22 protein-coding genes, 1 pseudogene and 1 other annotated feature are annotated in these 20522 nt (G+C 65.5%); of the genes and pseudogenes, 13 read left to right on the top strand and 10 right to left on the bottom strand.

Annotated features, from left to right (window positions below; translation table 11 throughout):
• Nucleotides 1-93: 93 nt before the first annotated feature.
• Together KV203_RS17585 and KV203_RS17580 are read left to right on the top strand one after the other, a co-directional pair.
• A complete protein-coding gene (locus tag KV203_RS17585; protein WP_066469574.1) occupies nt 94-384 on the top strand; it encodes a type II toxin-antitoxin system Phd/YefM family antitoxin in 291 nt (96 codons plus the stop codon).
• Entirely contained in the window at nt 381-668 is a 288-nt protein-coding gene (locus tag KV203_RS17580; RefSeq protein WP_066469576.1) for a type II toxin-antitoxin system RelE family toxin, read from the top strand. The genes KV203_RS17585 and KV203_RS17580 overlap by 4 nt, the downstream gene beginning before the upstream one ends.
• Here the strand turns inward: KV203_RS17580 and KV203_RS17575 are convergent.
• The 3 genes from KV203_RS17575 to KV203_RS17565 form a co-directional block, all read right to left on the bottom strand.
• Nucleotides 650-1312 (bottom strand): class I SAM-dependent methyltransferase, encoded by a 663-nt coding sequence (locus tag KV203_RS17575; protein ID WP_066469578.1) that lies wholly within the window; start codon nt 1310-1312, stop codon nt 650-652. The genes KV203_RS17580 and KV203_RS17575 overlap by 19 nt on opposite strands.
• A 115-nt stretch (nt 1313-1427) precedes the next feature.
• Complete coding sequence (locus KV203_RS17570) at nt 1428-1865, bottom strand: hypothetical protein (protein WP_066469579.1); 438 nt, start codon at nt 1863-1865, stop codon at nt 1428-1430.
• 339 nt (nt 1866-2204) lie between these two features.
• Nucleotides 2205-3478 (bottom strand): IS3 family transposase gene (locus KV203_RS17565; RefSeq protein WP_373279269.1). Its coding sequence is split into 2 segments (ribosomal slippage): nt 2205-3154 and nt 3154-3478, totalling 1275 coding nucleotides; the frame shifts between segments, so codons are not numbered across the junction.
• Between KV203_RS17565 and KV203_RS17560 the strand changes: the two genes are divergently transcribed.
• Entirely contained in the window at nt 3477-3905 is a 429-nt protein-coding gene (locus KV203_RS17560; RefSeq protein ID WP_218821002.1) for a hypothetical protein, read from the top strand. The genes KV203_RS17565 and KV203_RS17560 overlap by 2 nt on opposite strands.
• A 108-nt stretch (nt 3906-4013) precedes the next feature.
• On the top strand, nt 4014-4514 hold the full coding sequence (locus tag KV203_RS17555) for a helix-turn-helix domain-containing protein (RefSeq protein ID WP_066474759.1): 501 nt from the start codon (nt 4014-4016) through the stop codon (nt 4512-4514).
• Nucleotides 4515-4525: 11 nt separating this feature from the next.
• Here KV203_RS17555 and KV203_RS17550 read toward each other — a convergent pair whose 3' ends face one another.
• The 4 genes from KV203_RS17550 to KV203_RS17535 all read right to left on the bottom strand — a co-directional run bounded on the left by KV203_RS17550 (nt 4526) and on the right by KV203_RS17535 (nt 8761).
• Nucleotides 4526-4945 carry a hypothetical protein gene (locus KV203_RS17550; protein WP_157079976.1) on the bottom strand — a complete coding sequence of 140 codons (420 nt, stop codon included), beginning with the start codon at nt 4943-4945 and terminating at the stop codon, nt 4526-4528.
• Nucleotides 4946-5285: 340 nt separating this feature from the next.
• Nucleotides 5286-6308 carry a VOC family protein gene (locus tag KV203_RS17545; RefSeq protein ID WP_066474754.1) on the bottom strand — a complete coding sequence of 341 codons (1023 nt, stop codon included), beginning with the start codon at nt 6306-6308 and terminating at the stop codon, nt 5286-5288.
• Between the two features lie 3 nt (nt 6309-6311).
• Complete coding sequence (locus tag KV203_RS17540; protein ID WP_066474752.1) at nt 6312-7169, bottom strand: alpha/beta fold hydrolase; 858 nt, start codon at nt 7167-7169, stop codon at nt 6312-6314.
• 29 nt (nt 7170-7198) lie between these two features.
• Nucleotides 7199-8761, bottom strand: coding sequence for a bifunctional 3-(3-hydroxy-phenyl)propionate/3-hydroxycinnamic acid hydroxylase (locus KV203_RS17535; protein ID WP_066474749.1), 1563 nt, complete (start codon nt 8759-8761; stop codon nt 7199-7201).
• A gap of 248 nt (nt 8762-9009) precedes the next feature.
• Between KV203_RS17535 and KV203_RS17530 the strand changes: the two genes are divergently transcribed.
• The 8 genes from KV203_RS17530 to KV203_RS17495 all read left to right on the top strand — a co-directional run bounded on the left by KV203_RS17530 (nt 9010) and on the right by KV203_RS17495 (nt 16275).
• Nucleotides 9010-9657 (top strand): TetR/AcrR family transcriptional regulator, encoded by a 648-nt coding sequence (locus KV203_RS17530; protein ID WP_066474747.1) that lies wholly within the window; start codon nt 9010-9012, stop codon nt 9655-9657.
• On the top strand, nt 9654-10454 hold the full coding sequence (locus tag KV203_RS17525; RefSeq protein ID WP_066474745.1) for a 2-keto-4-pentenoate hydratase: 801 nt from the start codon (nt 9654-9656) through the stop codon (nt 10452-10454). The genes KV203_RS17530 and KV203_RS17525 overlap by 4 nt, the downstream gene beginning before the upstream one ends.
• Before the next feature lie 104 nt (nt 10455-10558).
• Complete coding sequence (locus KV203_RS17520; protein ID WP_066474776.1) at nt 10559-11440, top strand: acetaldehyde dehydrogenase (acetylating); 882 nt, start codon at nt 10559-10561, stop codon at nt 11438-11440.
• Nucleotides 11437-12456 (top strand): 4-hydroxy-2-oxovalerate aldolase, encoded by a 1020-nt coding sequence (gene dmpG / locus KV203_RS17515; RefSeq protein ID WP_066474732.1) that lies wholly within the window; start codon nt 11437-11439, stop codon nt 12454-12456. Before KV203_RS17520 ends, dmpG begins: the two co-directional genes overlap by 4 nt.
• The gene (locus tag KV203_RS17510) at nt 12453-13535 is read left to right on the top strand and encodes an amidohydrolase family protein (RefSeq protein WP_066474730.1); all 1083 of its coding nucleotides are present in this window, start codon (nt 12453-12455) and stop codon (nt 13533-13535) included. Before dmpG ends, KV203_RS17510 begins: the two co-directional genes overlap by 4 nt.
• Entirely contained in the window at nt 13532-14290 is a 759-nt protein-coding gene (locus KV203_RS17505) for a 1-acyl-sn-glycerol-3-phosphate acyltransferase (protein ID WP_066474728.1), read from the top strand. Before KV203_RS17510 ends, KV203_RS17505 begins: the two co-directional genes overlap by 4 nt.
• Nucleotides 14291-14306: 16 nt before the next feature.
• Entirely contained in the window at nt 14307-15338 is a 1032-nt protein-coding gene (locus tag KV203_RS17500) for an amidohydrolase family protein (protein WP_066474726.1), read from the top strand.
• A 61-nt stretch (nt 15339-15399) separates the two neighbouring features.
• Nucleotides 15400-16275 carry a 1-acyl-sn-glycerol-3-phosphate acyltransferase gene (locus tag KV203_RS17495; RefSeq protein ID WP_157079975.1) on the top strand — a complete coding sequence of 292 codons (876 nt, stop codon included), beginning with the start codon at nt 15400-15402 and terminating at the stop codon, nt 16273-16275.
• Between the two features lie 48 nt (nt 16276-16323).
• Here the strand turns inward: KV203_RS17495 and KV203_RS17490 are convergent.
• From KV203_RS17490 to KV203_RS17480, 3 genes and pseudogenes are all read right to left on the bottom strand, one after another.
• Nucleotides 16324-17564, bottom strand: a pseudogene (locus KV203_RS17490) (IS3 family transposase).
• Nucleotides 17158-17286 (bottom strand) — a sequence feature (AL1L pseudoknot). It overlaps the preceding pseudogene by 129 nt.
• Before the next feature lie 98 nt (nt 17565-17662).
• The gene (locus KV203_RS17485; RefSeq protein ID WP_066474723.1) at nt 17663-18496 is read right to left on the bottom strand and encodes an SDR family oxidoreductase; all 834 of its coding nucleotides are present in this window, start codon (nt 18494-18496) and stop codon (nt 17663-17665) included.
• Between the two features lie 63 nt (nt 18497-18559).
• Nucleotides 18560-19555 carry an AraC family transcriptional regulator gene (locus KV203_RS17480; RefSeq protein ID WP_169797554.1) on the bottom strand — a complete coding sequence of 332 codons (996 nt, stop codon included), beginning with the start codon at nt 19553-19555 and terminating at the stop codon, nt 18560-18562.
• 113 nt (nt 19556-19668) lie between these two features.
• On the opposite strand from KV203_RS17480, the gene KV203_RS17475 reads away from it, so the two are divergent.
• Nucleotides 19669-20520: a MaoC/PaaZ C-terminal domain-containing protein gene (locus KV203_RS17475; RefSeq protein ID WP_066474718.1), complete on the top strand. Its 852-nt coding sequence runs from the start codon at nt 19669-19671 to the stop codon at nt 20518-20520.
• Nucleotides 20521-20522: the final 2 nt, after the last annotated feature.

Genomic DNA, 20522 nt, shown 5'->3' with positions numbered 1-20522 from the left:
AATCGCGGGCCGGCCGACGCAATTCGGGAATGCTGGTCCGGCGCTGATCGTCGAGCTGCGTCGCGGCTGGATCAGGCATCCGTTCGGTGACGGTTGGATTCAGCGATCCTGTCGCTGGCAGAGGTAAAGGCGCACCTGTCCGAGCTGGTGAGCCGGGTGAGTTCCCAGCACGAACGGGTCACCGTCACCGTGCACGGCAAGCCCTCGGCGGTACTCGTCGCGACCGACGACCTCGAGACGCTCGAGGAAACCATAGCGATCTTGTCCGACCCCGATACGGTCCGCCGCCTCGCCGCAGCAGACGCGGAACTTGCGCGCGGCGAGGGAGAGTCGGAAGCGGAACTGACTCGGGCGATGGACGAGCGACGCCGGCAACAGGCGTGAGAGGCGATCCGGCCCGGTACACGCTCAGCATCGCTCCCACAGCCCGGCGGCAGCTTGCGCAGCACCTCCCCGCTGCGATTGCATTCGCTGCGCACCAGTTCATCGTCGGTCCGCTGCTCGACAGTCCACAGCGAGTCGGCAAACGGCTGCGAGCTCCCCTCGACGATCGGCACAGTGCACGACGAGGCACCTATCGCGTCATCTACCGCATCGACGACGAGAAACGAATCGTGACGGTCCTCGACGTCGTGCACCGCCGGCAGGCCTACCGGACCGGCCGCTGAACGACGGCGCACGGCCTCGTCGCTGGGTCGGTCGCGTGCGATAGCACTACCACGGCGAAGTCGCCGCCCGCCGGGCGTAGATCGAAGGTGCTCGCATGCAGCTCGACCCGCAGCCCCGCGGTCACAGCGTCCGCCTCGAACTCGGCGAACGGGTAGACCCGGCTACCCGGGGCGCCGGCGGCGAGATGGAACCCGGCGAGGATCCGACCCTCCGATGCGAGCAGCGCCCCCAGCCGGTTCAGCGTCGCCCGCTCGGTGCCCTCGGCGAGCAGGATCAGCACGTTGCCCACCACGACGATGATGTCGTACTCGGCCGGACGGCCCGCGGCGCGCAGAAGTTCCGGCGTCAGTTCTGCCAGGTCCGCCTCGACGACCGTGAGATCCGGGTGGGTCTGCCGCGACTCGGCTGCCAGCACGGGATCTTTCTCCACCGCCGTCACCGCGTGTCCCCGAGCGGCCAGTGCCGCGCCGACCCGGCCCAAGCCGGAACCCGCGTCGAGAATGGTTGCGCCACGCGGTGCGAGCGCGTCGGCGAGCCGTGCCTCCCCGTCGATGTCCGCGCCGCGCGCGGTCAGTTCCGCGAAGCGCTGGCCGAACCGCTGCCGGGTCGCCGCGGGCAGCCGGTCCCATCGGGTCTCGTTCATGGTGCACCCTAGCTTTCGCCGAGCATCGGATCGTTGGTCGCACGAGGTCGGGTAGCAGCTATCGAACTCAGGACGCCGGGGTGAGGCGTGTCGATGACGACATCGGCTCGCATCATCAGTTCGGGTCGATCCAGCTCGGGAATCGGCGTGTTGCGCGCTGGTCGAGCCTGCCCGGGCTGCCCGATTCCCAGCGATCGCCATTGGGTGCCCAAGCTTTGAGGAACACGCCTACCCACCGCCCGCCGGCATCGATCAGGCAGCTTTCCTCGGCGCTGCCGGAGCAGATCGCCTCGACCAAACCGAGTGCGGGAACTGGCCGACTGCTGTCGCCGGCAACGTAATCGACGACCAGATCGAAACACCACCCGGTCTCGATTCGAGCGGCTTCATCGTCGAACCGGGTAATCCGGATTGTTGCTGATTCGTGACCGTGGCGGGGTGTTCGTGACGCCAAGGAGACCACTGATTCGTACAGGTAGGTCACCGCGTCGTACTTGACGGCCAGATCGCACAATCCGAGTACGAACTCGTCCCAACTGCCCTGCTCGCCCACCGCAGCACTCCTTGCTCAGCCACACGGATTGGTGGTCGTTCCCGAATGCTGCCATGCCGCGGAACCGGCGGAGCGACCCCCATAAACACCACTTCCTTTAGCGGCAGTTCTGTACTCGCCTGGCTGGCAGGGAAATTCGCCCTGAGATGTGTACTTCTGGGACGCCTTGGGGGCGACGACCGGATTCAAGCCCGGGGGCCGACGGCGAACCAGCTCCCATTCGTGTTCCGTTCGAGTCGAACCAGCACTTCCAGGGAGTCGATCGCTGCGGTGCAGAAGATTCTCCCTTTGCCCACGATCCAGCCGGGCGAACTGAACCGCCCCGGAGTGTCCGGAGACCTACGGTCTTGAGTGCTCGGCGGGTGGCTGGGCACTGTGTTGAGCGTAGTGGGCGTCCTCCAGGTTGATGGGTGGGACGTCGCCGCAGCCGCGGTGTAGTCGTCGGTGGTTGAACCAGTCGACCCATTCGGCGGTGGCGAGTTCGAGCGGGTCGATGCCGCGCCACGGACCGCGGCGGCGCACGAGTTCGGTCTTGTAGAGACCGTTAATCGTCTCGGCGAGCGCGTTGTCGTAGGACGAACCGACCGCCCCGACCGACGGTGTGATACCCGTCTCGGTGAGTCGCTCTGCGAACCGGATGGACGTGTACTGGGATCCTCTATCCGTATGGTGGACAACAGAGTCCATCCGGTATCGACCTTCCCGGTTCCGGGTCCAGATCGCGTGTTCGACCGCATCCAACACCAGCGAGGTCGACATCGTGGTGGCGGTGCGCCAGCCGATGATGCGCCGCGCGTAGGCGTCGATCACGAACGCGACATACACCCACCCCGACCACGTGGACACGTAGGTGATGTCGGCGACCCACAAACGGTTCGGGGCGACCGGGGTGAACCTGCGCCGGACCAGGTCCGCCGGCCGCGCCGCTGCCGGGTCGGCGATCGTGGTGCGTTTGACCGCCCCACGGACCACACCGGCCAGCCCGAGCTCACGCATCAGCCGTTCCACCGTGCAGCGAGCCACTCGGGTCCCGTCCCGGTTCAGGGCCAGCCACACCTTCCGGGCGCCGTAGACCTGGTAGTTCTCCTCGTACACCCGGCGAATCAGCACCTCGAGTTGCCGGTCTCGAACCTTCCGTCGGCTCGGCGGCCGGGACCGGTGCTCGTAGTAGGTCGACGGGGCGATCGGCACACCCAACTCGCTGAGTACCGTGCAGATCGACTGGACATCCCACGCCATACCCCCACCGTCACGGTGGCCATGGTGTTCGCTGATGTAGCGAACGATCAACGCTGTGGCCGGTCCAGTTCGGCCGCGAAGAAAGCCGACGCAGAACGCAGGATCGCGTTGGCACGCTTCAACTCGGCGACCTCGCGTCGCAACCGTTTCAGCTCCGCCGATTCCTCCGAGGTCACCCCAGCGCGTTCACCGGAGTCGACCTGTTCCCGGCGGACCCAGTTACGCACCGTCTCCGCCGACCCCACCCCCAACAAGCGCGCGACCTCACCCATCGCCGCCCACTCCGACTCGTGACCCGCACGGATCTCCGCGACCATCCGCACCGCCCGATCCCGCAACTCCGGCGGATACCTCCGCGACGTACTCCCCGACATGAACCCATCCTTCCCAAACGGACAGGTCTCCGGACACTCCGGGGCGGTTCAAACCTTTGGACTCGTGTGGATTGTTGGCCTCTACATGGCAGCTCGCGTCGCCTGGCGTGGCAGCGGCAATGGTCGGCGACAATCCCGCAGCACCCATAACCGCGGTGATGAGGCCAGCGGCGGTCGCATATTCGATGGTCAAGTTTCCCCCGATCAGATTGCGGCGGAGCGATTTCCGAACCCGCATATCTGTCGGATGAACCATCGCTCCATCCGGTTCCGCCCGCGATGGACCATTCGTGCCCGGCACGTACTTCGAGCGGTTCCGCGCCAAGGCGGCGATCTATCTGAGCGAATTCCCGACGCCGACGTCGAGGTGATCGTCGACACCTTGCGCGGGATCACCCGGACGGCCGTGCCGCACGAGGTCGCGTAACGGCTGGAACCAGGACGCCAGGCGCGAAAGCGCTAGTATTCGGTGGGCGATCCAGCCGGGGAACGGTCGAGATTGTGTTTTTTGTGTTTGGATGCCTATCCTCGAAGCATGGACGATCTGTTTCTGCGCACCGGCGAAGTCGCTGATCGCCTGGGTGTGTCACGGCAGCATGTCGTCGATTTGTGTACGCAGGGCAAGCTTCGGTACGTCTTGATCGGTTCGCATCGGCGAATCCCGGAGAGCGCGGTCATCGCCATGCTGGCCCCGGGTCGTGGTCGATACTCGGATGGTCATCAACAGTCGCTGGCATTGCACGCGGCTGTCGTGGCGAAACTGATCGATGATCCGGAGCGGGTACTTGGTATTGCGGGACGAAACCTGCAGCGCGACATCGATACCGGCAGTATTCATGATCTCCGGTACAGTCGTGAGTGGGAGATGCTGATCGATCAAGGCCTCCCGGCGTTGATCGAGGCAATGCTCGACCCGTCCGATCGCGGGGTGACTTTGCGGTCGTGCACTCCGTTTACTGGGGTGCTCGACTCCGGGCAGGTCCAGGCGATCAAACGTATCTATCGCAAGAAGCAAGTTGCTCCCGGAGTTGCATGAGACGCCAGGAGCTAGCCCATATTCTTCGTGCCTCGTGCCGAATCGTCCAGGATGCCGACATTTTGGTGATCGGATCGCAAGCGATCCTGGGCAGCTTCGACGACGATGAATTGCCAGAGCTGGTAAGACTTTCGCGGGAAGTAGACATTGCCTTCCTTGAGGACCCGGACCGTGGGAAGGCCGATGCCGTCGAGGGCGCAATTGGAGAGATGTCGACCTTCCATGACACCAACCGGGTGTATGCCGAAGGTGTACACATCGATACCGCGGAACTCCCCACCGGATGGCGAGGGCGCCTCGTGACGTGGTCCTTGCGGTCCAGTGCGCCCGCCGTGCCACGGTTCCTCGAACCGCACGTGTGGTGTTGAGCAAGTTGGCTGCCGGCCGTGACAAAGGACATCGTGTTCGCGGCCAGCCTGCTCGACGCGCACCTGGTCGACCTCGACATCCTGTCCGAGCGCGCAGGAGCACTGCCCAGAAGCGGACCAAGGGTGCAGTCCTGGCTGCAGGCATACCAGCGACGGAACAACGAATCGGCTGGCGCAGACTCCACTGCATGAGGTCGGTCGGAGACAGTGCGAAGTGCTGGCGTCGCTTGGATCGAATTGCGGCGGAGCCATTTCCGAGCGGCCAGGCAGCGATCTATCTGAGCGAATTCCCGACGCCGACGTCGAGGTGATCGTCGACACCTTGCGCGGGATCACCCGGACGGCCGTGCCGCACGAGGTCGCGTAACCGGCGCCGGGCCCAGCATCGCGATGTGCGCGAAGATCAGGTCCCGCTGATCGCCGGAACGGTCTCTTCTCGTTTGGTGACGCTGCGGGCAGCGTTGCGGAACTGGCCGATCTTGTCGTAGATCGTCTGACCCATCGGAGTGTGTCCCCAGATGCTGATGCCTTCGTAGCCGACGGGCTCCCACGTCCGGTCCGCGCCGGCCGGGATGGTGACCGGGTTCCAGCCGGTTTCCCACTCGAATCCCGACGGCGTCTCGACGTAGTAGGACAGTTCTCGGTCGTTGGTGTGCTGCCCGACCCCGAGCGCCATCTCGAATCCGAGCTTGCGGAGCCGGCGATAGGACTGCGCCATGTCGTCGAGGCTGTCCACTTGGACGTTGAGGTGCTGAATCTTCGTGCGGACCGGGTCGATCTTGAGCGGTGCGGTGTTGGCGAGTGCGATCGAGTGGTGGCGTTCATTGACGCGAAGAAACTTGATCTTGAGCTTGACCCCGCTGATCGTTTCATCGATCCAGTCGGTGAGGTGGGCGTCGAAAACGGTGTTGTAGTAATTGCGCAGCTGATCGGGGCGCGTCGTGGTGATCGCGACATGCCCCATGCCGGCGTCGCCGGTGACGAAGCTGGTGGTGATCATGTCCAGTGGCATCGGCCCGGTCTTCGCCCGGGTGAAGATCTCCTGGTCGATCCCCTTCGGGCCGGGGAAGCGAAGAAACCGCTCGACACCGCGCATCGCGGCCTCTTCCTCGGTGCCTTCGACGACGGGGACACCGCGGTCGCGGACACGGCCCACGATCTGCTCGAAGGTTTCGTGGTCGTCGATGAGCCAGCCGGTGGCGGCGACGTCTTCGGCCGGCCCGCGTTGCAGCAGAAATCGGCATTCGTGGGAGTCCATGCGGAATCGCATGGTGTCGACTCCGAGGGTGTCGACGTGCAGTCCGATGGCATCCTTGCCGAAACGGTGCCAGTCGGTGAATTTGTCGGTTTCGATGACGATGTAGCCGAGATGCACGTTTCCGTACACCGACTCGTCGGAATTGGGTGCCAAGAACGGCTTGGTCATTTGTCAGTTGCTTTCGGTGAGGAAGTCACGGGTAATCGCGTTGAAGAATTCGGCGCGCTCCCACTGGACCCAGTGGCCGGCCTTGGACACCAGCAACAGGTCGCAGTTCGGCATGGTGTCGGCAAGCATCTTGGCGCCGTCGGGCCGGTTCACCTTGTCTTCGGCACCCCAGACGACCAGGGTCGGAGTCTGTAGTTCCTTCAGCCGGGAATCGCGGGTGAAATCCATGCGCCACAGGGTCAGCGGCGCGGTGATGCCGGAGGGACGGCGCAGCGGTGGGTTGGCGACGACGTCGGGGTCGATGCTCGACTCGTAACGGATGTCGATGATTTCGTCCGGCACTTCGGCGGCGTCGTAGACGAGATACTCCTTGACGAACTTTGCGAGTTTGTCGCGGCTGGGTCCGCTGCCGCCGTAGTAGTCGAGCAGGCAGTTCAAGCCGGCCGTGGGCAGCGCGCGGGTCGTTCCGATACCGCCGGGTCCCATGAGAACGAGACGCCCCACGCGCTCGGGGCTTTCCAGCGCGAACCGGAGGGCCGCGGCCCCGCCGTAGGAGTTGCCGACCAGGTCCGCCTTGTCCAGGCCCAGGCCGTCGAGCAGTCCGCGTACCCCGTCGGCGAGCCCGCCGAACGGGTCGCTGCGGTTGACGACCTTGCTCGAACGTCCGTATCCGGGCATGTCCGGAACGATGACCCGGAAGTGCTCCGCGAGCGTGTCGATGTTGCGGCCGTAGTTGGACACTCCGCTTGCTCCGGGGCCACCGCCGTGCAATAGCACGACGGCGGGTCCTGACCCGGCCTCGGCGTAGAAGATGGTGTTGCCGTCGTAGTCGACGGTTCCTTCGGTGAGTGAGGTGATCATGGTGTCTGCGTCCTTTCGAGCGATCGGGGTCAGGCGGGCGAGAGTGCTGAAGCCCTGAGGCCCGCCGGCGGAGGGGGGAGTGGGCTGCCGTCGCCGGCCGCGGAATAGACGAATCCGTCGGGACGGATCGCTATGGCCGTGGCGCCTTTGGTCTTCATCCACTTGATGAGGGTGTTGTCGATGTCGACGATGCGGTCCGATTCCGGGTTGCTTCCGCCGGGAACGAGTTGGACGAGCTGCGCTCCCGCCTTGGTCCAGGCATCGATGCCGCCGGTGCGTGTCCGGTACAGCACCGTCCACTGACTGCCCAGCACGTCATCGAGTCGCCGGCGGGTTCCTTCGGAGTCGAGTACCCACGGCTGGATCGTCTTCCACCCGGTCGCACCGGCTTTGTCGGTATCGAAGAATCCGTCGGGGTAGTGCGCTTCGGGGACCCAGTTCCCGTCCTTGAACCGCTTGCCGACCACCGGTAACACATTCAGGATCCGCAGTGCGGGGTTGCGCAATGTGGTCAGTGTCGGGTTGCGCTCGGTGATGATCTTTCCGACGAATACCGCTTTGTCGGTGATGTCGCGAACGTGGGGCATGCGTTCGGTCTGGTAGCTGTCGAGAACAGAATCGGGAAGTTCGCCCTTGACGACCGCGGCGAGTTTCCAGCACAGGTTCGCCGCGTCGCGCACTCCGGCAGCCATGCCTTGCCCGATCCACGGTGGCATCGCGTGGGCCGCGTCGCCGGCGAGGAAGATCCGTCCTACCCGCCACCGATCGGCGAACCGGACGTGATGGCTGTAGACGACGGCACGCAAGACGTCGACATGGTCGCGGGTGACCCCTTGCCAGTCGAGCAGCTTCCAGACGTTGTCGTCGGTCGTCAGCTTCGATGCGTCCTCGCCCGGTAGGACCGGGAACTCCCAACGGTGATGATCGAGCGGGGTCGGACAGTCGACCGCGGGCCGCAGCGGGTTGCAGTGGAAGCGCAAGCGATCGACGTCCGGCCAGCTCTTCAGGACCTTGGTGTCGATGACGACCCATTTGTCCTCGTAGGTCTTGCCTGCGTAGCCGACGCCGAGGAGTCCGCGGATGCCACTCGAACCTCCGTCGGCCGCGATCACGTACTTGGCGTGGACACGGACGAAGGTGTCGGACGTGTTGTCGGCGACCATCAGCTCGACTCCGGCGGCGTCCTGCCGGACCTTCACCACCTCGCGCTCGAGCATTACTTCGACGTTGGGGAATCGGTCGACGCCGTCGCGCAGCACTTGTTCGAGCGCCGGCTGATAGATGAACATCTGCGGCGGGTGGCCGTGACCACGCACCGGTGCGGCGAAGCTGACCATCGTCTTGTTGTGGGCGTCGACGAAGTCGATCGGGCGTTCGGTGAGCATGTCCTCCTTGAGGCGGTCGGCGAGACCGACTTGCTGCCAGATGCGGACCACCTCTTCGTCGGTGGAGATCGCCCGCGCGCGTGCGTAGATCGACGGCTCCCGTTCGATCACGACGACCTTCAGGCCGGCTTGGCCGAGCAGATTCGCTGCGGTGACGCCGGTCGGGCCGTAGCCGACGATTGCGACGTCGTAGGGCTGGTCAGTCATGGGGGCGTGACTCCTCGTCGAGTGGCCTGAGTTCGGGTCAGGTTGCTGGCTGTCGATCATTAGAGCTGTAGGGATGACTACTACTGTAGTGGTCATTCCGATAACGTCGATTATGCACCATATTCCGGTGTCGACTGCGCGTTTTCGTTAAGTTGGCCCGGCATGGGTGGGGCCGCCCAAAGCGGTTGTACCGTATCGATCGCTACAGTACGCTCGGGGCAGTTGCTCGTCGAGGGAGAGGAGGGTTTGTGGCAGACGTCGGCAATGGTCCCGGTCGCCGCAGGCGTTCGAACGGTGACGAGTCGCGCGAGCGGATCCTCGATGCCGCCTCGGAGATTGCGTCGATGCGCGGGTACAGCGGAACGTCCATCGCGGCGGTGAGCAAAGTTTCCGGCTTGCCGCCGAGTTCGATCTACTGGCATTTTGCGGACAAGGACGATCTGCTCGCCGCGGTGATCGAACGTAGCTACGGGGCGTGGGTGGCGGTTGTGACATCGCCGTTGGGTGCCGAGGACGGCAATTACGCGCATGTGCTGGCCCAGCAAGCGCTTCGTAGCTTGCGGGCGGCCCCGGACTTTCTGCGCCTCGGCCTGATGCTGGTGCTCGAGCATCGCCCCGAGGAGCCGAAGGCTCGCGCGATGTATCTACAGGTCCGCGACGGCGCCCGCAGCCTGATCCGCGAAAACCTGCGTTCGCACTACCCGGACCTGGACGACCGCTCCGTGCAGCTGCTGGCGAACTACGCGTTGGCGACCGCGGACGGACTCTTTGTCGCCGGCGAAGCCAGCAACCTCGAGGACGACCTGCCCGCGCAGTTCGACCTGCTCGCCACGTCGATTTCCCAACTCGCCGAACAACTCGGCCAGACCAGCAGCAACCGGAAGGAAACCCCATGACGGCCGCCTCCTCGTTACCCGAGACCGACCTGGAGGATGCGGCGGCCCAGCTCCGCGCGGCGGAGCTGAACAAGGCGCCGATCCCGCCGTTGACCGAACTCTTCCCGGGCCTGACCCCGGCCCAGGCCTACGCGATTCAGCAGATCAACATCGACACTCGCGTGGCCGCGGGTGATGCGCTGGCCGGACACAAGATCGGCCTCACCGCCAAGGCGATGCAGGCACTGCTCGGCGTCGACGAGCCCGACTACGGCCACCTGTTGGAGAGCATGGTTTTCGCTTCCGGTGACGAGGTGCGTGCCGCAGACTTGTGCGCTCCGCGGGTAGAGCCCGAAATCGCCTTCCGCCTGCACACGGCCCTGGCCGGTCCCGGCGTGACGGCCACAGATGTGATGGCGGCGACCGAGTCGGTTGCGGCGTCCGTGGAGATCGTCGACAGCCGGGTTGCGGACTGGAAGATCAAGCTCGCGGACACCATTGCAGACAATGCCAGCTCAGCCGCTGTCGTCCTGGCGGAATGGATATCGATCGACCGCGTGGGCCTGCTTCCCGATGTCGCCGTCGAGCTCGAGATCAACGGTGACGTCGTGGCCACCGGTACCGGTGCCGACGTTCTCGGCCACCCCGCCGAAGCCGTCGCGTGGCTGGCGAACGCGGTCGCACCCTTCGGTGTCGTGCTGCAGCCGGGTCAGGTCCTGCTGCCCGGCGCATGCACCCCCGCGCCGTTCGTCAAGGCCGGTGACGAGGTCACGGCCCGCTTCGCCGGGCTCGGCGACGTCTCGATCACTTTCCGCTAGTCCACCCAGTTATCTCGACGGAGGAGTTCTTCGTGTCCCGCTCAACAGAACCCGAGAAGTGGTCGGCGGCCATCATCGGGTCCGGCAACATCGGTACCGATCTGATGTTCAAGATCATCCGAAACGGCCAGCATCTGCAGATGGGAGCGATGGTCGGTATCGACCCGGACTCCGACGGCCTGGCCCGGGCGCGCCGGCTCGGCGTTGCGACGACCTCGGACGGCATCGACGGCCTGCTCGCCCTGCCCGACTTCGCCGACATCAAGGTCGTGTTCGATGCGACATCGGCCGGAGCGCACCTGTCGAACTGGGCGAAGCTGCGCGACACCGGCGTGCGGGTCCTCGATCTCACCCCGGCCGCTGTCGGACCGTACTGCGTCCCGGTCGTCAACCTCGACGACCACCTCGACGAGGCGAACCTGAACATGGTGACCTGCGGTGGACAGGCCACCGTGCCGATCGTCGCCGCGGTCAGCCAGGTCGGCATCGTCTCCTACGCCGAGATCGTGTCCTCGATCTCGTCCAGATCGGCCGGTCCCGGAACCCGGGCCAACATCGACGAGTTCACCGAAACCACCTCCCTCGCCTTGGAAAAGGTCGGCGGCGCGCAACGCGGCAAAGCGGTGATGATCCTCAATCCCGCCGACCCGCCGATCCTGATGCGCAACACCGTCTACTGCCTGGTCGACGGCGACGCCGACCACTCCGCGATCGAGAACTCGATCCTGGACATGGTCGAGAAGGTTCGCGGGTACGTGCCCGGCTACCGACTCAAACAGCGCGTCCAATTCGAAACCTTCGGCCACGACAACCCGCTGCACATTCCCGAAACCGGGAAATTCGTCGGTACCAGGGTGACCGCGCTGCTCGAAGTCACCGGCGCCGCGCACTACCTGCCCGCGTATGCGGGCAACCTCGACATCATGACCTCGGCCGCGCTCGCGACCGCCGAACGCATCGCCGCCACCGCAGGAGTTCCGGCATGACCACGAACGTCTACATCAGCGACGTCACCCTGCGCGACGGCATGCACGCCGTGCGCCACCAGTACAGCCTCGACCAAGCCGTCGCGATCGCCCGAGCGCTCGACGCCGCCGGCGTCGACTCGATCGAGGTCGCCCACGGCGACGGCCTCGGCGGATCCAGTTGTGTGTACGGGTTCGGCGCGCACACCGACCTCGAATGGATCGAAGCCGTCGCCGGCGCTGTCGACCGCGCGAAGATCGCGACGCTGCTACTGCCCGGAATCGGCACCGTGCACCACCTGAAACAGGCACACGCCGCGGGCGCGTCGATCGTGCGCGTCGCCACCCATTGCACCGAGGCCGACATCTCCGCCCAGCACCTGGCAGCCGCCCGGGAGCTCGGCATGGACACCGTCGGCTTCCTGATGATGAGCCACATGACCACGCCCGCCGCGCTCGCCGAGCAGGCGAAACTGATGGAGAACTACGGCGCCACCTGTGTGTACGTCGTCGATTCGGGCGGCGCGCTGACCATGCGCGACGTCGCCGACCGCGTCGATGCGTTACGTGACACCCTGGCTCCGGCAACAGAAATCGGAATCCACGCGCACCACAACCTGTCCCTGGGCGTCGCCAACTCGATCGTCGCGGTCGAGCACGGCGCGTACCGCGTCGACGCGTCCCTGGCCGGCATGGGAGCCGGCGCGGGCAACGCGCCGCTGGAGGTGTTCGTCGCCGCCGCGGCCCGACTCGGCTGGGACCACGGCTGCGACCTGTTCGCCCTCGAAGACGCCGCCGACGACCTGGTGCGGCCACTGCAGGACCGACCCGTGCGCGTCGACCGGGAAACCCTGACCCTCGGCTACGCCGGGGTGTACTCCAGCTTTCTGCGGCACGCCGAAACCGCTGCCGCCCGTTACGATCTCGACGCCCGCTCGCTGCTGGTCGAGGTCGGCCGCCGCGGCCTGGTCGGCGGCCAGGAAGACATGCTCGTCGACATCGCACTCGACCTCGTCGCCGCCAAGGAGAACGCATGACCGTCAACCGACGCCGCCTGATCGGCGGCGCCGTCGCCGCCGCCGGTGCCGCAGGCCTGGCTCTTGCCGGGTCACCGGCACGCTCGTCCGCCGCACCCTCGGGTGCCTACCGGATCGACCTGCACGCCCACTTCCTGCCACCGGACTACCGCGCCGCCCTGCTCGAACACGGCCACTTCACGATCGGCGGTTACCCCACGCCGACCTGGTCACCCGAGGACGACCTCGCCTTCCAGGACTACTACGGGATCTCCGCACGTGTGCTCGCCGTGTCCGACCCGGGCGTCTCGTTTCTGCGCGGCAGGGAGGCCAACGACCTCGCCCGCTACTGCAACAGCTATGCCGCCGACCTGTTCAAGCGCTATCCCACCCGGTTCGGCTGCTTCGCCGTGTTGCCGATGCCCGACATCGGCGCCTCGATCGCCGAACTCACCTATGCACTCGACGTGCTGCACCTGGACGGCGTGACATTGCTGTCCGCCTACGACGGCGTCTACCTCGGCGACCCCCGCTACGAACCGTTGATGATCGAGTTGAACCGCCGGGGCGCATTCGTGTTCGTCCATCCGGCCGCCATCCCGTCGGACGCGAAACCCGAACTGCCGCTCCCGGATTTCCTCGAAGAGTTCACGTTCGACACCACTCGCGCCGCGACGATGATGATGACCACCGGCGTCATGAACCGGTACCCGAACATCCGCTTCCAGCTCTCCCATGCCGGCGGCACGCTACCGTTCCTGTCGCACCGGATCGGAGTCGCCAACGACACCATCCTCGGCACGCTCGGCCTACCCCGGATCTCGCTGCTCGACACCGAGCACCTGATTTCGACGTTCTACTACGACACCGCACTCAGCGGCGCACCCGCGGCGATGAACAGCGTGCTCGCGGTCGCCGGACGCGACAAGATCGTCTTCGGCTCCGACTGGCCGTTCAGCTCCCTCACCCTGCCGCAGCAGGGGGACCACGACCCGGCGCCGCGACTGAGCGAAGTCTTCACCACCGACCAGCGCATGGAGATCGAACGCCTCAACCCGCTCCGACAGTTGCCGCGACTCCGAGACGCGGTCGGGTCATGACGGCATGGTCCGATCGGATCACCGCGGCCGTCGACGGATTCGTCCGGCACTACAACCGCCACGAAGCCTCGATTCTCGAACCGATCCCGGACGAACCCGTACTGTTCGTGGCCAACCACGGATTCGGCGGCGTCTTCGACCTCAACATCGTCGCATTCAGCCTGGCGCACAACGAGTCCGGCGACCAGCGGCCGGTGATCGCGCTGACCCACCAGGTCGCGTGGCAGATCGGTGTCGGCAAATACCTCGAACCGTTCGGCGCCCGGCTCGGCAATCGCGCGACCGCACTCGACGCTTTTGCCGAAGGCAAGCACGTCCTCGTTTTCCCCGGCGGCGATATGGACGCCTTCAAGTCCTGGAAGGACCGCAACACCGTCGAATTCGGCGGGCGAAGCGGCTTCGCACGCTTGGCGATCGAAGCCGGAGTACCGATCGTGCCCGTCGTGACCAGCGGCGCCGGCGAGTCCGTGGTCGTCCTCGACGACGGTGAATGGCTCGCCCGACTCACCGGCGCCCGCGAACGGTTCCGGCTACATCGACTACCGATCTCGCTGTCGATTCCCTGGGGCCTGAATCTGGGACTCGTCGGGCTCCTACCCTACCTGCCGCTACCCACCAAGCTGCGCAGCACGATTCTGCCGGCCATGCGGCCGGCGCCGGACGAATCCGACGACGACTACGCACAACGGGTTCACTCGGTCATGCAGGCGGAACTCGATCGGCAAACTGCCGGCCGCACACCGATCCTGGGCTGACGCCGAGAAAGACACCATGAACCGCATCGACGTGCACCAGCATCTGATACCCGACTCCTACCGAGCTGCCCTGCGGGCACACGGAATCACGGCCGTGGGCGGCCGAGACCTACCGCAATGGAGCACCGCGGCCGCGCTCGAAGTCATGGATGACGTGGGTACCGCCAACGCCGTGCTTTCGGTGTCCGCACCGGGCACCACATTTGTCGCCGAGCCGAAGAATGCCGCGGCACTCGCTCGCGCGACCAACGACGAGACAGCAGAACTCCTTCGACCGCACCGCGACCGGCTCGGCTTCTTCGCCATGGTGCCACTCCCCGACTCGGCAGCCGCCGGCGTCGAAGCGGCCCGCGCCATCGACATCCTCGGCGCCGACGGCGCCGTACTGCTGGCCAACAACTCCGGAAGCTATCTCGGACAGGACGGACAGGACGACCTGTGGCAGGTCCTCGACGACCGGCACGGCGTCGTCCTGATCCACCCGGCCGAGCTGCCCGGCCCTACAGTTCCAGGCATCGCACCGTTTGCCGCAGACTTTCTCCTCGACACCACCCGTGCGGCATACCTACTGGTACGCAACGGTGTTCGCCGAAAATATCCGAACATAAGCTTCATTCTGTCCCACGCCGGCGGGTTCGTGCCCTACGCGGCCCATCGTATGGCGCTCGCCATCACCGCCGACACCGGCCGCAGCCCGCTGGACTGCCTCGACGACTTCGCCTCGTTCTACTTCGACACCGCACTGTCGGCGAGTCCCGCGACATTTCCGAGCCTGCTCGCCTTCGCCCAGCCCGGACACGTGCTGTTCGGCAGCGACTGGCCGTTCGCGCCTGCCGAAGCCGGTCGGTACTTCGCCGCGCACCTCGACACCGATTCCGCACTCGACGAACCTGCTCGAGCAGCGATCGACCGCACGAACGCGCTACGGCTGTTTCCACGGTTCGGTGCCGCGCCACCGATACCGCACGGACCGTTGGCGACTCGCGTACGGCGACACCTCACACGGGCGACCGTCCGCGCCGTCACCAAGATCGTCGGAACGCGCTAGTGTACGGCGGCACAACTCACCCGAGTCGACCCCAAGTCGTTGTCCTCGAAGGGAACTCGCCATGAACGCATCCGACAACGCGCCGTCGTCCGACGCCGAACGACTGTCGCAAGCACTTCGAGACATCGTCGATGAGGATCGCGACCGCGAGGACAGCGACGGGACAGCGGATCCGGTACGAATGGCCCTGTCGCTGGTGCGCAAGCTCGGTGTGGACTTCGTTCGGCGCTACAACCGGCTCGACATCGACGGCACGGCTGACCCGGCAATCGAGGGCCCGGTGCTCTTCGTCGCCAACCATGGCTTCGGGGGTCTGTTCGATCTCAACATCCTGGCAATTTTCGCGGCTCTCACCGAGCTGGGAGTCGAGCAGGACGTCGTGATGCTCACCCATCAGTCGGCCTGGACACTGAAGGTAGGCAAATACATCGAACCGCTGGGTGCGCGACCGGCCAGCCGGGAGAGCGCCGAGGCGGCATTTGCCGCCGGCGCGCATGTTCTCGTGCTGCCGGGCGGCGATCTCGATGCGTTCAAGACCTGGAGTGATCGCAACAAGATCGTCTTCGGTGGTCGCCGAGGTTTCGTCCGTCTGGCTCTCGATGCCGGTGTGCCGATCGTGCCGATCGTCACCGCCGGTGGCGGCGAGTCGGTGATCTCCCTCTCCTCGGGAGCGCGGCTCGCGCGTGTCCTCGGGCTCGACAAGAGTTTTCGCCTGAAGGCGATGCCCATCACACTGTCGTTTCCGCTCGGACTGTCCGTGGGCGGCGCAGGGATGCTGCCGTACGTGCCGCTGCCGACCAAACTGTCGACGTCGGTACTGCCGCCGATGACTGCGCGCGACGAGGAGTCGGCCGAGGCGTTCGGCGACCGGATCGAGGCGCTGATGCAGGACAAGCTCACGGCAATGACCGAGAACCGAACTGCGTTCCTGGGTTAGTCCGAAGTTACGCCAGTTCTTGAACCGTCACGGGGTAAGGGACCGGCTTCAGGTGTTGACCAGCGCCGGTCGGCGTGCCGGGTTTCGAGCGTAGTGGGCGGTCTCGTACTCGACCGGGGTGAGGTAGTCCAGCCGTGAGTGCAGACGTGCGTTGTTGTACCAGTCGACCCGTTCCATGAGTGCGTACTCGACGTCGTCGACGGTCTTGAACGGCCCGTGCCGGCGCACGACCTCGGTCTTGAACAACCCGATGATCGACTCGGCGAGCGCGTTGCCATAGGCGTCGCCGACACTCCCGATCGACGCCGAGAGCCCTCGCAGAGCAAGGGATTCAGTGAACTTCACGGACGTGTATTGCGACCCGGCATCCCAGTGGTGGATCAGTCCGGGTTCGATCGGGCGCCCGTAGTGCTCGCGCCGCCAGACCGCCATGTTGAGCGCTTTGGACACCAACCCCGTGGTCTTCGTACTCGACGCGGTCCACCCGACGATCGCGCGGGAGCAGGCGTCGAACACGAACGCGACGTAGGCCCAGCCGGTCCAGGTCGACACGTAGGTGAAGTCGGCGACCCACACCAGGTCCGGTGCCGCGGCGGTGAAGTCGCGGTTGAGCCGGTCACCGGCCCGCACACCGTCCTTCGCGGGGATCGTCGTGCGCAGCGTGCGGCCTCTGACCACCCCGTTCATACCGAGATCGCGCATGATCCGGTCGACGGTGCAGAACGCCACGTCGTGTCCTGCTCGGCGCAGGTAGCGGGTCATCTTGCGGCGTCGGTACATTTCCTCGGGCGTGCCCCGCAGCTGCCGCAGCGCGTGCTCGAGGTGTGCGTCGGCGACATCGCGAGCCGAGGCCGGCCGATAGCGGGCTTTGCGGTAGGTCCGGGGTGCGATCTGGATGCCGTGCTCGGTGAGCGCGGCGCAGAGCGACTCGACGCCCTAGACCTGGCAGTACTGGTCGATGAAGCCGACGATCAACGGTGTCGCGGGTCGAGCTCCCGCGCGAAAAAAGCCGACGCCAACTTCACGATCTCGTTGGCCTGCTTAAGTTCTCGGTTCTCACGCCGCAACCGTTCGAGCTCGACCTGCTCGGCGGTCTGCATGGTCGGTGCCGATGCCGACACTCCGGCCGACTGCGCCTTCACGATCCACAGCCGCAGCGTTTCGGGATGCACGTCGACCATCGAGCCGATCGCCTGGGCGGCCGCATACGCGGATCCGTACTCGTCCAACCGATCCAGAGCCAGCCGCAACGCCTTCTCACGAACCTCGGGCGGGTAACGCTTCGACATGGTGACCATCTTCCTCAAAATCGGAAGCGGTCCCCAATCCGTGACGGTTCATGGTGACAGACTTTCTTGTCGGTGATTCTGTCGGCTTCCGGTTGTGGTCAGCCGTTGCGGGCGCGCTGTTCGTAGGCCCGGCGTTTCTCGGTGTCGACGTCGTCGGTGAACACCGTGTCCCCGCCGAGCGCTCGGGTGATGGCTTCACCGATAGCGCGCGGGATATGTTGTTGGGCAGCTGAAATCGCTCCCATGAGTTTGGTGACGCGCACTCGTGGCCGGGGGTTGATGATCAGTGCCGCGATGGCGGCGGCGATATCGGCCGGCTCGGCGTTCTTGACACCCCGGATACCGCTGGTTCCGGCGGTGAGCTCGGTATTGACGAACGAGGGCATCACCAGGGAGAAATCAACGCCGGTGCCGCGGTGTTCCACGCGGGCCGAGTCGGTGAAGCCCACCACGGCGTACTTGCTGGCGCAGTAGGTGGCCATCCCGGCGGCGTACATTTCGCCGGCCAGCGACGCCACGTTGATGATGTGACCACGCCGGCGCGCCACCATGCGTTGCGCGGCGAGTTTGGACCCGTGAATCACGCCCATCACGTTGATGTCGATGATGCGCCGCGTCACGGTGTCCGGCTCGTCGATCAGGCGGCCGACCGGCATGATGCCGGCGTTGTTGACCAGCACGTCGATGGGGCCGAGGGTATTTTCGACCTGGTCGAGGAAAGCGGTGAACGACTCGCTGTTGGTGACGTCGAGTTTGCCCGAGAGCGGCAGCCCGGCGCTCTCGGCGACCTCCTTGGCCACGACGTCGTCGATGTCGCCGATGGCGACCTGCGCGCCGAGCCGATGCAGAGCCTGGGCGGTCGCAAGTCCAATACCGCGCGCGCCCCCGGTGATAACGACAACCTTGCCGTGTACCGATGCCGTCGATGCCATGCGCCGAACAATATGGGCGCGGCGAACCGAGGTGTGAGGACCGAGGGGCGCGCAGTGTATGACCTAATCGCTCGGGGACGTGCTTGGACGGTAGGCGCCTGGTGGGCTGCCGGTCCACCGGCGGAAGGCGCGCCGGAACGCGCTGGGTTCGGAAAAGCCGAGCCGATCGGACAGTTGCTCGATGGATTCGCTTCCCGTCACCAGACTGGCGATCGCCTCGTCGCGCAGGATCTCTTCTTTGATGTCGCGGAACGTGGTGCCCTCCTCACGCAGCAGTCGGCGCAGGTGCTGGGGGCTGATATGCAGTCGGGTGGCCACGTCCGGGGCGTTGACCGCCTCGTCGTCGGATGTACGTTCGAGTATCTTGCGGACCCGGCTGGAGGTGGTCGGGTTGTAGTCGTTGCGGAAAAGCAGGTCGTTGGGAGCGGCGCGGAGAAATTCGAACAGTTCGGCTTCGGCGCGGATCACCGGTTTGTCCAGATAAACCGTGTCGAACATGATCCCGCCGGCCGGGGCGCCGAAGCAGGGGGCGGTGCCATAGATCAGCAGATAGTCGGCGGCGTAGGGCGGGGTGGCCCCCGGTAACTCGACCGAGTTCAGCTGGATCCGCTCACCGATGAGCCAGCTGGCGAAGCGGTGGAACACCGCAATGATGATGTCGACGACGAGATGGTCAGCTTCGCTGCGGCCGCCCGGATACAGCGCAAGCCGCACCTGACCGGAATCGTCGAAGGTCTCGACCGCATCGAAACCGGCAGCAATTCGGGAGAATTCGACGAGCCGGCGCAAGGCTTCGCGCAGATCGGGCGCGTGGATGACACCCAAAGTCATCATCCGGAAGGTCCCGCGCGGGATGGGTTTGGGACCGAACCCGGCCAACTCGTCGTTGGTGGCGTTCCACAACGCCTGCACCACGCGGTTCGCCTGCTCCCGGGTGACGCGCGTGGAGTCCTGACCGAGCAACTCGGGTGTGATGCTGGCAAGCGTGAGAGCGGCGGTGACGTCGAGACCGTGCAGTTGGGCGGACTGCAGCGCCGAGCGGACGAACTGGATCGCCACGGTACGCCGCGTCATGGCGGTCAAGGTAGCACCAAGGCGATGCGCCGTTCGGTCACGAAAGACGCTAGCGGCAGTCATTGGCCGGAACTCGGGTTCGACCTACGTTTTCTGTCATGGCAGACCACGTGTTCGACACCGCCGTCCTGGACCAGTGGGGCGAGACAATCACCTTTCCGGTCGACCTCGAGCGGTCGGTCGACTATGCCAAGGCGACCAATGATCCCATCGCGCAGCACCTCGACGGCACGCTGGCCCCGCCGGTGTTCGCCGTCGTTCCGGCTATCGCGAGCCTGGCCGAGACCACGATGAGCGCCGTCCCCGACGAGCTCATGTTGCGAATACTGCACGGCGAGCAGGATTTTCGGTTCTACCGGCCCATCGTTCCCGGGGATGTCCTCAAGGTGCGCTGCAAGGTTGTCGGCATCCACGGGAAGTCCTCCGGAGTGGTCGTCACCTCGCTCGCCGAGACTCGAGACGAGGCGGGAGAGCTGGTCAACGAGCAGTACTTCACCGGGTTCTTCAAGGGCGGTCAGTGGCCGCACGAGGTCGGCGCCCTGGCTCCCGAGCACACCTTCGACGAGCAGCTGCGCTCGCGCAGTGCAGACTTCGTGATGGAGCAGAAGTTCGACGAGGACCAGACGTTTCGCTACGCCGAACCGGCGGGCGATCCGATGCCGATCCATCTCGACGACGAGTTCGCCAAAAGCATGGGTCTGCCTGGGATCATCATGCACGGCCTGTGCACGATGGCTTTCACCTCGCACGCGGTGCTGAACCAGGTGGCACCCGGCAACCCCGAACGACTCAAACGACTCGCGGTGCGCTTCGCGACGCCCGGACGTCCCGGCCAAGTCATGACGACCTCGATCTGGGACACCGGCAACGGGACACTTCGATTCGAAAGCCTCAGCAACGAGGGCCAGATCCTGATCAAGGACGGTCTGGCAGAGGTGGAGGGAGCATGATC

This window comes from Skermania piniformis (genome assembly GCF_019285775.1).
Taxonomy (GTDB): Bacteria; Actinomycetota; Actinomycetes; order Mycobacteriales; family Mycobacteriaceae; genus Skermania; species Skermania pinensis.
The sequence above is the reverse complement of the archived record's forward strand: the minus strand, read 5'-3'. Positions and strand labels throughout refer to the sequence as shown.